The organism is Mesorhizobium intechi, assembly GCF_002879535.1.
Lineage (GTDB): Bacteria > Pseudomonadota > Alphaproteobacteria > Rhizobiales > Rhizobiaceae > Mesorhizobium > Mesorhizobium intechi.
Genome location: NZ_PNOT02000220.1, coordinates 1 through 14,733, shown reverse-complemented (window position 1 = coordinate 14,733; position 14,733 = coordinate 1). Strand labels below are relative to the sequence as shown.

The window sequence follows — 14,733 nt, the reverse complement described above, 5'->3', positions numbered from 1 at the left end:
GCTGCCGCTCGGCGACGACAACCACGAGCGCTCCATATGAGCGACGATCCCGAGACCGCGCGCCAGATCGAGGAACTGTCAGCGGACGACCGGCCCCTGCTGGTGCTCGACGTCGATGACGTCGTCCTCGAATTCATCCGCCCCTTCCCGCATTTCTTGAAGTCGCGCGGCTATGGGCTGACGCTGGCATCCTTCCGGCTGACCGGCAACATTGCCGAAACGGCCAGCGGCAGGCTGATCGAACAGCCGGAAGTCACTGCACTTCTGGGCGATTTCTTCGACGCGCAGGCCGATTGGCAAAGCATAACCGGCGGCGCAGCGGAAAGCTTGGCAAGGCTTGGCGACCGCGCGGAAATCATACTGCTGACCGCCATGCCGCACCGGCATCGTGCCGTGCGCCGCGCGCATCTCGATGCCTTGGGTCTGAACTATCCGCTGCTCACCACCGAAATGGCCAAGGGACCGGCAGTGGCCAGGCTGCGCGGCAAGAGCGGCCGGCCGGTGGCCTTCGTCGACGATCAGCCGCACAATCTGGCATCGGTGCGGGTATCGGTCACCGACGCCAGCCTTTTCCACCTGATGGCCGACAATTCGTTGCGTGCGTTCCTGCCCCCGGTCCCGGACGATGTCATCGTCGTCCAGGACTGGCACGAAGCCGCGCCGAAGATCGCCGGCGCGCTGGGGCTATAAACGTTACACGCAATTCGCAAGGGAAGAACGCTATGCGATTTTCCTGGAATTTCTGGAAAGCCCAACCTCAAGGATTCAGCTTCGCACCGGCCCCGCCATTGTCGCTGCCGCCACTGTTGGCGCCATCGCCATTGTCGCCGCCGCTGCTGTCGTCCGCCCCGTCACCGTCGTCGACGCTGTCGTCCACGGCCGGATCGGCGGGCTTCAGCATGACGCCGTTGACGGTGACCGAGCCGTCGGCCCTGGTGCTGACCGCCCATTCCAGCCGACCGTCCGGCAGCGTCTTGGCGAAACCCTTGACCATGAGAGCGACAGGCACGTACTGCCCGACCTCGGGCTCCGCCTTTGCCGCTTCCTGCAGATGCGCCATGATCTTGTCGAAGCCGGCGACATCGACGGTGAGATTTGCGTCCGGTTTCTGGCCGAAGCTCGTCATCTCGCCTTCCAGCGCGATCTCCATGTCCTTATTCTTCACAACGCTGTGGCCAATGACGACCTTCGGCGCCTTGGCCAGGAAGTCAGCCTTGAGCTGGTCGCCGAACTCTGCCGACAGTGGCGGATCCTGATTGAGATCAAAGGCTTCGATCGCCTTCTTCGCCATGCTGTCGAGATCGATATTGGCACCGCCGAAGTTCAGGTCGATATCGGTGGGCAGCAACGCCACGCTCCAACTCGGCAAGAGCTGCTGCGGCACGGTCAGCCCCGACGCCTTGATGCCGTAGGTGACCTTGCCGCTCTGGGAAACGCCGTCGCTGCCGAACGCGGTGCTGAGTTGGGTTGCGCCGAAAGTGCCGATCGGGCTGTCGACCGCGAAATCCTTGAAACCATAGGTGCCGTCGATGCGCTCCCACACCGGAAGCGCTGCGCGCAGAAGCGACTTGAGCTGCGCCTGGTTTGCCTTCAGCGTCTTCTCGTCCTCATTGGCCACGGCAAATGCCACGAGGTCGAGCAGCGGCCTCGTCTGCACGCCCCTGCCGCTGGCTTCCACCGACAATTCCGGGGACTTGATGGTGACCGGGAAATTCAGCCCGTTCTCGGGATCGTTCAGTTTGATCGCCTCGGCGAAATTCGAAACCTTTTGCGACATCGTGAAGTCGACGCCGCCATTGGCGGCCTTGGTGGCGGCGACCGTCGCGGTGCCGGCACCGGTGCTGGCCTCCATCTGCTGCTTGGCGTCCTTCGAGGCCATCGTCATGCCAGCCAGCGAACTGGAGCCGCTGATGAAGGCCGCCAGATTGGGATCATAGACACCGGACCCCTTGCCGTCCTTGATCGAAAACTGCGTGCTTTGCAGCCCCTCGGGCCCGTTGAACTCGAAGGATCCGCTTTGCGAAAAATCCATCGAGACATCCCAGGTCCCGTCGCTGCGCGGCTTCACCAGCACGGCGTAGGGCGCGAAGTCGAGTTTCACCTTTCCCTGCTCGGGAACCGCCGCGGCAAGCGCCTTGAGATCGAACGCGACCTTGTAGGCGTCGCCTTCGACTGAAACCTTCAGAATGCCCTTGTCGAGCGCCTGTTTGCCGACATAGCGGGACAGATCATCGGACAATTGCTTCGCGCCCTTGCTGTCGACGGTCTGGCCGAAGGCGGGCGCGCTGAGCAGAAGCCCGGCAAAGGCAATTGGCAACATACGGTTCACGTCAAGTCTCCGTTTGATCGAAAAGGCAAAAATCGTTTTCGTGCTTCTGGTAGGGAAATACCATCACAACTGCAAGATGATGACAGTCAGGCAACCGGCTAAAGCACCAGCCGCATCAGCGGCCGGCCCGCCTTGCGTTCCACCAGCCTCTCGAACCCGGCTTTCTGGAACACCCCCGACGAGCCGACGAACAGGCCGATCGAGCGGGAATCGCGCGACAGGTCGATCGGGCAGGCCTCGACCAGCCGTGCGCCGTTGTTGCGGGCGAAATCAATGCCGCCTTCGACGAGGCGATGCGTGATGCCCCGACCCCGCGCCTTGGCGCGGACGAAGAAGCAGGAGATCGCCCAGACGACCGGGTCGGAGGCGTCGGCGGGATCGATCGGCGCCGAGCCCCTGCCCTTGTTGTTCCATTCGGGCACGTCGGCGCGCGGTCCGATCTGCATCCAGCCAACCGCCTTGCCGTCCTCGAAGGCCAGCAGCCCGGGCGGCGGGCCGGCCTCGATGCGCGCCTTGATATGGTCCTTGTTGCGCTCGCGGCTGCTCTCGCGCCGCGCCGCCGGCGCCAGCCGGAAATGCGTGCACCAGCAGCCGTAGCAGGCGCCCTGCTTGCCGAAAAGGTCCTCGAAATCAGGCCAGAGCTCAGGCGTCAGCGGTACTATCGTCGTGCTCATATGGTTCTCCCCAGGCCAAGCTTGTCGCTGACCCTGCACTGTCGTACCATTGCCTCTGTTCTCTTTATGTTCGCAGTGATGGCGGCCCCTGTCAACAATCCCGATCACGGTTTTTGCCGTGACTGCCTGACGTTTCAGCGTGGTGAAACGAGTCGCTGCCAGCGCTGCGGCAGCCCTCGCCTTGCCCGTCATCCCGAGCTTTACCGGCTGCATTTGGCCCATATCGATTGCGACGCCTTCTACGCGGCGATCGAAAAGCGCGACAACCCGGCACTCAAGGACAAGCCGCTGATCATCGGCGGCGGCAAGCGCGGGGTGGTCTCCACCGCTTGCTATATCGCCCGCATCCGGGGCGTGCGTTCCGCCATGCCTATGTTCAAGGCGCTCGAGGCCTGCCCCGAGGCGGTCGTGATCCCGCCCAACATGGAAAAATATGTACGTGTCGGCCGCGAGGTACGCGCCATGATGCAGGCGCTGACGCCGCTGGTCGAGCCGCTGTCGATCGACGAGGCCTTTCTCGACCTCGCCGGCACCGAACGGTTGCACGGCCTGCCGCCGGCCGTGGTGCTCGCCCGCTTCGCACTGGCCGTCGAGAAGGAGATCGGCATCACCGTTTCGGCCGGCCTGTCCTATTGCAAGTTCCTCGCCAAGATAGCGTCGGACTTCCGCAAGCCGCGCGGCTTTTCGGTCATCGGCGAGGCCGAGGCGGTCGGCTTCCTGGCGCCGCAGCCGGTGACCATGATCTGGGGCGTCGGCAAGGCGTTCAACGCCACGCTGGAACGGGACGGCATCCGCACCATCGGCCAGCTTCAGACGATGGAGCGTGGCGACCTGATGCGCCGCTACGGCGTGATGGGCGACCGGCTCTACCGGCTTTCGCGCGGTGAGGACGTTCGCCGCGTCGATCCCGACCAGGACGCCAAAAGCGTATCGGCCGAAACCACCTTCGACACCGACATCGCGTCGCTGGACGAGTTGGTCGCAGTGCTGAGAGGGCTCTCGGAAAAGGTCTCGGCGCGGCTGAAGAAGTCAGGCATTGCCGGACGCACTGTGGTGCTGAAGCTGAAGACCCAGGATTTCAAGCTGCGCACGCGCAACCGCCAGCTCGGCGATCCGACCAGGCTCGCGGACCGTATCTTTCAGACAGGGGTGGAGCTTCTGCGCAAGGAAACGGATGGAACGAAATTTCGATTGCTCGGCATCGGCGTCAGCGACCTATCCGACGACGACAAGGCCGACCCGCCGGATCTGGTCGACGTCCAGTCGCGCAAGCGCGCCATGGCCGAAGGCGCCATCGATGCGCTGCGCGACAAGTTCGGCCGCAAGGCGGTGGAAACCGGCTATACGTTCGGCAGGGGCCGCGATGCCCACCCGCCCGAGCCGCTGGAAGACTGAGCCTGGTCTGTTGAGATTCGGGTCAGGCCGTCGGCATCACCTGAATATCGATACATCGCTCAGGTGCGTGTCAGATCGATCCTGCTCGTCACCACATTCTTGCCGGTTGTCTGATCGGTGTCGGTGACCGTCAGCCGGATGCCATTCTCGCCTCGCTTCTCGACCGTCATCCGCGCCTTGCGATCGCCATTGACGTCCTTGGCCCAGCGGATGCCAAGATTGATCGCGTTGCCCGAGCGGCTGCCGTTCAGCTGTGCCGGCCCTGTACGCGACCCCACATAGACGCCGCTATATCTTGCACCCGTGACGTTCAACTTGGCGCTGATGGCCCGTGTCACCAAGACGAGACCGCGGCAACTGCCATCCAGCGAGAGCGATGTCGAGGTCGCGTTCGACTTGAAGCTGCAGGAAACACTGACGTTCGGCACATCCGTGGTCACCTGGACAGTACCCTTGCCGGCAAAATTACCCTTGAACGACTGGAGAAACTTGGTCTCGTCGGCATGTGCCGTGCCTGCCGCCGCCACCAAGAGACAGCCGGCAAGCGCAAATTGCGCATATGGTCTCATCGAGATTCTCCTTGTCGATGCTGGAAGGCAAGACGTCCTGCGAAGCTCGGCTGATTGTCGGGATTCAACGCCCGCTGCCCCCATCGGGTTCCTCTCGCGACACGGCCGTTTTGCAACGTCACGCCATTGCAACTGGCCCAGAAGAATGGAGCGACTAGCGATTGCGGCAAAAGCCCCGGCCTGCGAGATAGCTGCCATGGCACCTGCCCCCTCGATCCCCAAGGCCGCGTTCTGGATGGCGCTGTCGATCAGCTCTTTCCTGGCGATGTCGGTCGCCGGCCGCGCCACGACAGCCGAACTCAACGTTTTCCAGGTGCTGGAACTGCGCTCGGTGATCGGCTTCTTCATCCTCTTGCCGCTGGTGCTGGCGGGCGGCGGCTTCGCGGCAATGCGCACGCAGCGTCCCCTTGCCCATCTCGCCCGCAACGTCGTCCACTATAGCGGCCAGGCGGCATGGCTATACGCCTTGACGTTGATTCCGCTGGCGGTGCTGATCTCGATCGAATTCACCACGCCGATCTGGACGGCGATCCTGGCGGTGACTTTTCTCGGCGAAAGGCTGAGCCGGCCGAAACTGGCGGCAGTCGTGCTCGGCCTGGTCGGGGTGGTGGTCATCGTCCGGCCAGGCGTCGACGCCGTTGATCCCGGACATCTGGTCGTGCTCGGCGCCGCCGTCTGTTTCGGCATATCGCTGGTACTGGTCAAATCGCTGACGCGCACCGACAGCGTCGTGCGCATAATTTTCTGGATGCTGATCATCCAGTCGGTGCTCGGCCTGATCCCCGCCCTCTACGTGTGGCGCACCCCATCGCTTGAACTCTGGCCGTGGATCCTGCTGATCGCCTTCACCGGCATGTCGTCACATTTCTGCATGGCCCGGGCGCTCACCTATGCCGACGCCACGGTTATTTCGCCAATGGATTTCCTGCGGGTGCCCTTGTCGGCGCTGGTCGGCTGGCTGCTCTACCACGAGCAGATCGATGCTTTCACCGCCGGTGGCGCGCTGTTGATCCTGATGGGCAATCTGCTCAATCTGCAGCGCAAACCGGTGCAGCCGGCTGAAGTGGCGGCATCGTAGCGTTCAGCCTGTCAGTCGCCTTCGTTCGGTATGTTGAGGACATGCCCGCAGGCCTTGCAGTGCGCGGCGTCCGGTTCATGCCGCTGCAACCCGCATTGCGGGCACGGAAAGAACACCTTGGCCGGCCGGAAGATCGCCTGCGCCAGCCTGACAAACAGCGAAATGCCGATGATCATGGTGACGATCGCCGTCAGCTTGCCGGCCATTCCGGGCAGCACGATGTCGCCGAAGCCGGTCGTCGTCACTGTGGCGACGGTGAAATAAAGCGCGTCGATGTAGTTTTCCAGCCCGGCGCCGTTGCGGAAAAAGAAGGTGTAGACGAAGCCGGTGATGACGAACAGAAACGTCAAGAGGTTGATGATCGCATTGCTTGCCTCGCGCCAGGGCCTCAGCCCACGCATCTCGAAATGCCGCCAGATCGAACCGCTGCGCGACAGCGACCATAGTCGCAGGATGCGCAGAAAACCGAGATTGGCGAGCGCCGTCGGCATCAGCAGCGTCAACAGGATGAAGACATCCACCCAGGAAGTCGGTTGTCTCATCAGGCGCAGCATGTCGTTTGACGCCAGCAGCCGGGCGACCAGATCGGCGCCGACGAGAGCGGCCACCGCATAATCCAGCCACAGGAACGAGGCCGATTGCTGGATGACGGGTGTCGCGATGAAGAAGGCGATAATGGCCAGATCGATGGCGATTGCCGCAACCTGAAACCGGAAGGCGGTGGGCGTGCGCCCATGATAGAGCCTGCGCAACGTGTCGCGCAGCCGCGCCATCGTGGAACGATCCTGTGGCGCTCGCTTATCCGCGGCCTTCATGCCGATCGCGATGACACGGGCGGCATGTGCCGACGGCTGCGAAGGGCGGGGATCACACCAACTCCACTTCGACCACACCGGGCAAGGCGCGCATCGCCGAGGCGACCTGCGGCGAGACGCGGTAGCCGCCCTGCAAGGCGATTTCCACCTCGCCCTGGGCCTCTTCCTTGATCACGATGATGCTCACCTGGCTTTCACCGCGCTGGGTGAGCTGGGATTGGATTGTCGAGGCGGGTCCTTCGTTCCTGACGAATATGCGCAGCGCCTTCTGAATGCGGCTTGCCTCCTCCTCCAGCGATTGCACGGAGTTGATGCGCAAATTGACGCCCTCGGGCCGGTCCTCGGCCGCGACGGTGATGACGACGGAGCGGCCGGCTTCCAGCAAGTCACGGTACTGCGCCAATGCTTCTGAAAACAGCACGGCCTCGTACTGGCCGGAAGTATCGGAAAAGGCCACAACGCCCATCTTGTTGCCGGTGCGCGTCTTGCGCTCCTGTTTGCTGGTCACCGTGCCTGCAAGGCGGCCGGCAGAAGCGCCGCGCTTGACGGCGGCCGAGAACTCCGCCCAGTTCTGCACCCGCATCTTCTGCAAAGCCGCCTTGTATTCGTCGAGCGGATGGGCCGAGAGATAGAAGCCGACGACCTGGAATTCGCGGTGCAGCCGGTCGGCGGCGAGCCATGGATCCGTCGCCGGAAGGTTCAGCGCCTGCGACTGTGCGCCGAGCGAGGCGCCGAAAATATCGGCCTGGCCGGAAACGGCGTTCTGCTGGGCAAGTGACGCCAATCCCATCATCCGTTCGACGCCAGCCATCATCTGGGCGCGGTCATGGCCGAAGCAGTCGAGCGCGCCGGCCATGATCAGGCTTTCGAAGACGCGCTTGCCGACGATCTTGGGATCGACCCTCTCGCAGAAATCGGCGAGATTCTTGAACGGCTTTTCGCCGCGCACGGCAACGATGTGCTCGACCGCCGCGTCGCCGACGCCCTTGAGCGCGGCCATCGAATAATAGATGCGGTTCTCGCCGACCTCGAAAGGTCGGAAGCTGGTCATTACCGACGGCGCCAGAACCTCGATGCCGAGGCGCAGCGCGTCCTGGCGGAAGTCGGCGAGCTTGTCGGTGTTGCCCATGTCGAGCGTCATCGACGCGGCCAGGAACTCGACCGGATAATGTGCCTTGAGGTAGGCGGTCTGGTACGACACCACGGCGTAGGCTGCGGCGTGCGACTTGTTGAAACCGTAGTCGGCGAACTTGGCCAGCAGGTCGAAAATGAAGTCGGCTTGCGGCTTGCTGACACCGCGCTCGACGGCACCCGAGACAAAGCGCTCGCGCTGCTTGTCCATCTCGGCGCGGATCTTCTTGCCCATGGCGCGGCGCAGAAGGTCGGCTTCGCCGAGCGAATAGCCGGACAGCTCCTGCGCGATCTGCATCACCTGTTCCTGGTAGACGATAACGCCTTGCGTCTCCTTCACCAGATGGTCGATCTTCGGATGGATCGACGCCATCTCCTCCTCGCCATGCTTCCTGGCGTTGTAGGTCGGGATGTTCTCCATCGGACCCGGCCGGTAGAGGGCGACGAGCGCGATGATGTCCTCGATGCAGTCGGGCCGCATGCCGATCAGCGCCTTGCGCATGCCGGCACTTTCCACCTGGAACACGCCGACCACCTCGCCGCGCGACAGCATGGCGTAAGTCTCGGCATCGTCGAGCGGGATCGTCGCCAGATCGATGTCGATGCCGCGCCGGCGGATCAGCTTCACCGCCGTCTCCAGCACGGTCAGCGTCTTCAGGCCGAGGAAGTCGAACTTCACCAACCCGGCCTGCTCGACATACTTCATGTTGAACTGGGTGACCGGCATGTCCGAGCGCGGATCGCGGTACATCGGCACCAGTTCCGACAAAGGCCGGTCGCCGATGACGATGCCGGCGGCGTGTGTCGAAGCATGGCGGTAAAGGCCTTCCAGCTTCTGCGCCATGTCGAGCAGCGTCTGGACGATCGGCTCTTTCTCGGCCTCTTCGGCAAAGCGTGGTTCGTTGGCGATGGCGTCGGCGAGCTTGACCGGATTGGCCGGGTTCTGCGGCACCATCTTGGACAGCTTGTCGACCTGGCCGTAGGGCATCTGCAGCACACGGCCGACGTCGCGCAGCACCGCGCGCGCCTGCAGCGTACCGAAGGTGATGATCTGGCCGACCTGGTCGCGGCCGTATTTCTGCTGGACGTAGCGGATCACCTCTTCGCGGCGGTCCTGGCAGAAGTCGATGTCGAAGTCGGGCATCGACACGCGGTCGGGATTGAGGAAGCGCTCGAACAGCAGGGAGAAGCGCAGCGGATCGATGTCGGTGATGGTCGTCGAATAGGCGACCAGCGATCCGGCGCCCGAACCGCGGCCCGGTCCGACCGGAATGCCTTGCGCCTTGGCCCATTTGATGAAGTCCGCAACGATCAGGAAGTAGCCCGGAAATTTCATCTTCTCGATGATGCCGAGTTCGAATTCCAGCCGTTCGCGATATTGCTCGACCGTGTAACCTGGCGTCGGTCCGTGCAGCGCAAGCCGCGCGTCGAGCCCCTCGCGCGCCTGGCGCGCCAGCTCCGCGGCCTCGGCCTTTTCGGCCGCGTCCTTGTCGGAGGCATCGCCGCCGGTGAAGCGCGGCAGGATCGGGCTGCGGGTTTTTGGATAGTAAGAACAGCGCAGCGCGATCTCGACCGTGTTGTCGATCGCTTCCGGCAGGTCGGCGAACAATTGCGCCATTTCGGCCTGGCTGCGCAGGAAATTGTCCGGCGACAGCCGGCGGCGGGTGTCGACGGCGACGACGGAGCCTTCGGCGATGGCAATCAGCGCGTCATGCGCCTCATAATCGTCGCGCGAGGAGAAGAAGGCTTCGTTGGTGGCGACAAGTGGAAGCTCGTGCGCATAGGCGAGATCGATCGTCTGATGTTCGATGATCCGGTCGTAGCCCGCGACCCGATCCAGCTCGACATAGAGCCGGTCGCCGAACAACGTCTTGAGCGTCAAAAGCCGCACCTCGGCCAGATCGCGGCGATCCTCCTTCAAGGCGTTGCCGATCGGGCCGCGCGGCCCGCCGCTGAGGCAGATCAGCCCGTCGGTCCTTGCCTCCAGCATCTCGGTCGTCAGATGCACCGCCTCGCCGGGCGGCGTTTCAAGGTAGACGCGGCTAACCAGCCTGACCAGGTTGGAATAGCCGGTTTCGGTCGCGGCGAGCAGAACGACCGGCCGCATTTCTGGGCCTTGACGTCGGCGGTCGCGCTGGCCGTCGCTGTTCTCGCCGGAAAAGGCGAGCGCGATCTGGCAGCCTATGATCGGCTGGATACCCTCCTTCACCGCCTTTTGCGCGAATTCGAGCGCGCCGAACAGATTGTTGGTGTCGGTGACGGCTATCGCCGGCGCTTCGTCCTTCAGGGCATGGCCGACGATCTTGCCGAGTTGGAGCGCGCCCTCGAGCAGCGAATAGGCCGAATGCACGCGCAGATGCACGAACGGCCGCGCCGGCACCTGCGGCCGCGCGGCCGCAATGGCGGCTTCGCGCTTCAGGGGGTCGCGTGGAAGTTTGTCATCCGCCATGATTTCTCGCGCACTCGAAGGCCTTGAGTCGATGGACATGTATTGTCCGGGACCGGGCGATACCAGTCCAGCACAAACGACCGCTGACCACAGGCTTCCAGCCTGGTCAGGCGAATTCCATGATCACTGCGTCCACGGCGAGACTGTCGCCGGGCTTGGCGTTGAGCTTCGACACGATGAGATCGCGCTCGGCGCGCAGAACGTTTTCCATCTTCATCGCCTCGACCACGGCCAAGGTCTCGCCGGCCTTGACTTCCTGGCCCTCTGTGACAGCGATCGACACGACGAGGCCAGGCATCGGGCAGAGCAGCAATTTCGACGTATCAGGCGCCGCCTTTTCCGGCATCAGCTGCTCCAGTTCGGCGATGCGCGGCAGCATGGCGCGCGCGGTCACCGACATGCCTTTCCAGGCGATGCGAAGACCGTTGGCGACAGACCGGATCTGGGCGACAACGGAACGCTTGCCGACCGTGCCGCGCCAGATCAGGTCGCCCGGCCGCCAGTCGGATGAAACGGTCAGCGCCTTGCCACCGTCGATCGACAGGTCGATCTCCGTCGGAATGGAGATCATGCCTTCGAGGATGGACGCCTGGAGATAATCGTCGCCAAGCTTCACCACCCAATCGCGCTTGAGTACGCCCGAATGCGGCGCCAGCCGCCCACCCAGCCGGTCGAGCCGGTCGCGTCGCAGCAGTTCCACCGCGGTCACGATCGAGGACAGCACCGCCTTTTCTTCGCTGTTTGGGATAACAGGCGCAAAACCGTCGGGATACTCCTCTGCTATGAAGCCGGTCGATATCGCCCCTTCCCGCCAGCGCGGATGCTGCATCAGCGCCGCCAGGAACGGAATGTTGTGCTCGATACCGTCGACCACAAAACTGTCGAGCGCCTCCGACATGGCGTCGATCGCTTCGATGCGCGTCGGCGCCCAGGTGCACAATTTGGCGAGCATCGGGTCATAGAACATCGAAATCTCGGAGCCCTCGGTGACGCCGGTGTCGTTGCGGATGACGACATCGCCGAATTGCCCTTCCTCCGGCGGTCGGTAGCGCGTCAGCCGGCCGATCGACGGCAGGAAATTGCGATAGGGATCCTCGGCATAGAGCCGGCTTTCCACCGCCCAGCCATTCAGCTTGATGTCGCTTTGCTTCAAAGCGAGCTTCTCGCCGGCGGCGACGCGGATCATCTGCTCGACCAGATCGACGCCGGTGACGAGCTCCGTCACGGGGTGCTCGACTTGCAATCGTGTATTCATTTCAAGGAAATAGAAGTTCTTGTCCTTGTCGACGATGAACTCGACCGTACCGGCGCTCTGGTAGTCGACAGCCCTGGCCAGCGCCACCGACTGCTCGCCCATGGCCTTGCGCGTCCTGGCGTCGAGGAATGGCGACGGCGCCTCTTCCGCCACCTTCTGGTTGCGGCGCTGGATCGAGCATTCGCGCTCGCCGAGATAGAGCGCATTGCCATGCGCGTCGGCCAGCACCTGGATCTCGATATGGCGCGGATCGACGACGAATTTTTCGATGAACACGCGGTCGTCGCCGAACGAGCTCTTGGCTTCGGAGCGCGCCCGGTCGAAACCGTCGCGCACTTCCGACTGGTTCCACGCAATGCGCATGCCCTTGCCGCCGCCGCCGGCCGAGGCCTTGATCATCACGGGATAGCCGATCTCGCCGGCGATCTTTTGCGCATGGTCGGCATTCTCGATGACGCCGAGCCAGCCCGGAACCGTCGAAACCTTGGCGGCATTGGCGAATTTCTTCGATTCGATCTTGTCGCCCATAGCCCTGATCGCCTTGGGCTTCGGGCCGATGAAGACGATGCCTTCTTTCTCCAGCGCTTCGCAGAAGGCGGCCCGCTCGGACAGGAAGCCATAGCCAGGATGCACAGCCTGAGCCTCGGTTTCCTTGCAGGCGGCGATGATCTTTTCAGGGATAAGATAACTCTGCGCGGCGGGCGAAGGCCCGATATGCACCGCCTCGTCGGCCATCTCGACATGCACGGCATCGCGATCGGCATCGGAATAGACGGCGACCGTGGCAATCCCCATCTTGCGCGCCGTCTTGATGACGCGACAGGCGATCTCGCCACGATTGGCGATCAGGATTTTCGTGAACATGTTGAGGTCATTCCCCTCCGGTCGGCCGTTCCTTTTATGACCTGTGCTTGCGGGGTCAAGCCGACCATGCAAATCACTGCCTTTCAATCGATTTGCGATTCCAATTCGTCGCTGTGGCCCAGTCTCGGCGCCAGCTTCCAGTTGATCGTGTCGAAAAAACCTGAAACCTTGGAAAAAAATTCGCATTTGGAGGACGCCCTATGAAAACCCGCGCCGCTGTCGCTGTCGCCGCCGGAAAGCCGCTGGAGATCATGGAGGTCGACCTCGACGGCCCTCGCGAGGGCGAGGTGCTGGTCGAGATCAAGGCGACCGGCATATGCCACACCGACGAGTTCACTTTGTCGGGCGCCGATCCCGAAGGCCTGTTCCCAGCCATTCTCGGCCATGAGGGCGCCGGCGTGGTGGTCGATGTCGGCAAGGGCGTCACCTCGGTCAAGAAGGGCGACCATGTCATTCCGCTCTATACGCCGGAGTGCCGGCAGTGCCCCTCCTGCCTGTCGAGAAAGACCAATCTGTGCACGGCGATCCGCGCCACGCAGGGCCAGGGCTTGATGCCGGACGGCTCGTCGCGCTTCTCGATCGGCAAGGACAAGATCTTCCACTATATGGGCTGCTCGACCTTCTCGAACTTTACCGTGCTGCCCGAGATCGCGGTGGCCAAGGTCAATCCGGACGCCCCCTTTGACAAGATCTGCTACATCGGCTGCGGCGTCACCACCGGCATCGGCGCCGTCATCAACACCGCCAAGGTCGAGCAAGGCGCGACCGCGGTGGTCTTCGGCCTCGGCGGTATCGGCCTCAACGTCATTCAGGGCCTGAAGCTTGCGGGCGCCGACATGATCATCGGCGTCGACCTCAACAACGACAAGAAGGAGTGGGGCGAGCGCTTCGGCATGACGCATTTCGTCAATCCCAAGGAGATTGACGGCGACATCGTCCCTCACCTCGTCAACATGACCAAGCGCGGCGCCGACCAGATTGGCGGCGCCGACTACACGTTCGACTGCACCGGCAACACCAAGGTGATGCGCCAGGCGCTGGAAGCTTCGCACCGCGGCTGGGGCAAGTCTGTCATCATCGGCGTCGCCGGCGCCGGCCAGGAGATCTCGACCCGGCCGTTCCAGTTGGTTACCGGCCGCACCTGGATGGGCACCGCTTTCGGCGGCGCGCGCGGCCGCACCGACGTGCCGCGCATCGTCGACTGGTACATGGAGGGCAAGATCCAGATCGACCCGATGATCACCCACACGCTGAAGCTCGAGGACATCAACAAGGGGTTCGACCTCATGCATGAGGGCAAGTCGATTCGAAGCGTCGTCGTTTACTAAGCCAAGCCACACGCCGCCTGCCGACCGGCCAGCGACTTCTGTGGTTCACAACTGGGAGGAGAAAAGAATGGCGGAGAAACTGCATCCGAAAATTGACAATGGCCTGCCCAAGGAGAGCGCGAGCTTTGCCGGCGGCACGCTGGTTTGCGCCTGCACCAGCAAGCCGGTCAAGGTGAAGGTCAAGGGCCAGATCGCCCACGACCACGCCTGCGGCTGCACCAAATGCTGGAAGCCGGAAGGTGCTATATTCTCGGTGGTTGCCGTCGCCGGCACTGGCGACGTCACCGTCACCGAGAACGGCGACAAGCTGAAAGTGGTCGACCCCTCGGCGCTGATCCAGCGTCATGCCTGCACCGGCTGCGGCGTCCACATGCACGGGCCGGTCGAGCGCGACCATCCGTTCAAGGGGCTGACCTTCATTCACCCGGAACGATTCCAGGAGAGCGGCTGGTCGCCCCCGGGCTTCGCCGCGTTCGTGTCATCGATCATCGAATCCGGCGTCGATCCAAAGCGGATGGATGGTATTCGCGCGCAGTTAAGGACAATCGGACTCGAACCATATGACTGTCTCAACCCCGGCCTGATGGACTATATCGCCACCTGGACGGCAAAGAAGTCTGGCGCCTTGCCGGCCTGAACGCTGCAAGACTTCAGGCAGGGGCCGGACACGCGTCCGGCCCCTGCCCGTTTCGGAGAAGCAATGTCCGCACCCGCCATCTACGTCGACGCCGATGCCTGCCCGGTCAAGGCCGAGGTCGAGAAAGTCGCCGAGCGCCTCGGCGTCGCCGTCACCTACGTCTCCAATGGCGGCTTGCGGCCCTCGCGCGACCCGATGATCCGCAATGT

General features: G+C 63.2%; 11 protein-coding genes and 1 pseudogene. 6 read left to right on the top strand and 6 right to left on the bottom strand.

The annotated features are described in order from the left end of the window. The first annotated feature begins 36 nt into the window (after positions 1-36). A complete protein-coding gene (locus tag C1D09_RS19180; RefSeq protein ID WP_143975562.1) occupies positions 37-690 on the top strand; it encodes a hypothetical protein in 654 nt (217 codons plus the stop codon). 67 nt (positions 691-757) lie between these two features. On the opposite strand, the gene C1D09_RS19175 is transcribed toward C1D09_RS19180, so the two are convergent. Both C1D09_RS19175 and C1D09_RS19170 read right to left on the bottom strand, forming a co-directional pair. Beyond that, entirely contained in the window at positions 758-2,320 is a 1,563-nt protein-coding gene (locus C1D09_RS19175; protein ID WP_246135805.1) for a hypothetical protein, read from the bottom strand. 107 nt (positions 2,321-2,427) lie between these two features. Then, positions 2,428-3,003: a GNAT family N-acetyltransferase gene (locus tag C1D09_RS19170; RefSeq protein WP_143975790.1), complete on the bottom strand. Its 576-nt coding sequence runs from the start codon at positions 3,001-3,003 to the stop codon at positions 2,428-2,430. Between the two features lie 66 nt (positions 3,004-3,069). Between C1D09_RS19170 and C1D09_RS19165 the strand changes: the two genes are divergently transcribed. Beyond that, positions 3,070-4,398, top strand: a complete 1,329-nt coding sequence (locus C1D09_RS19165; protein WP_143975789.1) for a DNA polymerase IV — start codon at positions 3,070-3,072, stop codon at positions 4,396-4,398. Between the two features lie 59 nt (positions 4,399-4,457). On the opposite strand, the gene C1D09_RS19160 is transcribed toward C1D09_RS19165, so the two are convergent. Further along, positions 4,458-4,967, bottom strand: coding sequence for a hypothetical protein (locus tag C1D09_RS19160; RefSeq protein ID WP_143975788.1), 510 nt, complete (start codon positions 4,965-4,967; stop codon positions 4,458-4,460). Positions 4,968-5,163: 196 nt separating this feature from the next. On the opposite strand from C1D09_RS19160, the gene C1D09_RS19155 reads away from it, so the two are divergent. Next, complete coding sequence (locus C1D09_RS19155; protein ID WP_143975787.1) at positions 5,164-6,045, top strand: DMT family transporter; 882 nt, start codon at positions 5,164-5,166, stop codon at positions 6,043-6,045. Between the two features lie 11 nt (positions 6,046-6,056). Here the strand turns inward: C1D09_RS19155 and C1D09_RS19150 are convergent, their stop codons facing one another. From C1D09_RS19150 to C1D09_RS19140, 3 genes are all read right to left on the bottom strand, one after another. Next, complete coding sequence (locus C1D09_RS19150; protein WP_143975786.1) at positions 6,057-6,860, bottom strand: potassium channel family protein; 804 nt, start codon at positions 6,858-6,860, stop codon at positions 6,057-6,059. A 52-nt stretch (positions 6,861-6,912) separates the two neighbouring features. Then, the gene (gene dnaE, locus C1D09_RS19145) at positions 6,913-10,440 is read right to left on the bottom strand and encodes a DNA polymerase III subunit alpha (RefSeq protein WP_143975785.1); all 3,528 of its coding nucleotides are present in this window, start codon (positions 10,438-10,440) and stop codon (positions 6,913-6,915) included. A 106-nt stretch (positions 10,441-10,546) separates the two neighbouring features. Continuing rightward, positions 10,547-12,559: an acetyl-CoA carboxylase biotin carboxylase subunit gene (locus C1D09_RS19140; RefSeq protein ID WP_143975784.1), complete on the bottom strand. Its 2,013-nt coding sequence runs from the start codon at positions 12,557-12,559 to the stop codon at positions 10,547-10,549. Positions 12,560-12,759: 200 nt separating this feature from the next. Here C1D09_RS19140 and C1D09_RS19135 point away from each other — a divergent pair, with 200 nt between their 5' ends. The 3 genes and pseudogenes from C1D09_RS19135 to C1D09_RS19125 form a co-directional block, all read left to right on the top strand. Then, a complete protein-coding gene (locus C1D09_RS19135; protein ID WP_143975783.1) occupies positions 12,760-13,887 on the top strand; it encodes an S-(hydroxymethyl)glutathione dehydrogenase/class III alcohol dehydrogenase in 1,128 nt (375 codons plus the stop codon). 67 nt (positions 13,888-13,954) lie between these two features. Continuing rightward, positions 13,955-14,524, top strand: coding sequence for an S-(hydroxymethyl)glutathione synthase (gfa, locus tag C1D09_RS19130; protein WP_143975782.1), 570 nt, complete (start codon positions 13,955-13,957; stop codon positions 14,522-14,524). Positions 14,525-14,587: 63 nt separating this feature from the next. Beyond that, a pseudogene (locus tag C1D09_RS19125) lies at positions 14,588-14,733 on the top strand (YaiI/YqxD family protein); the annotation flags it as partial.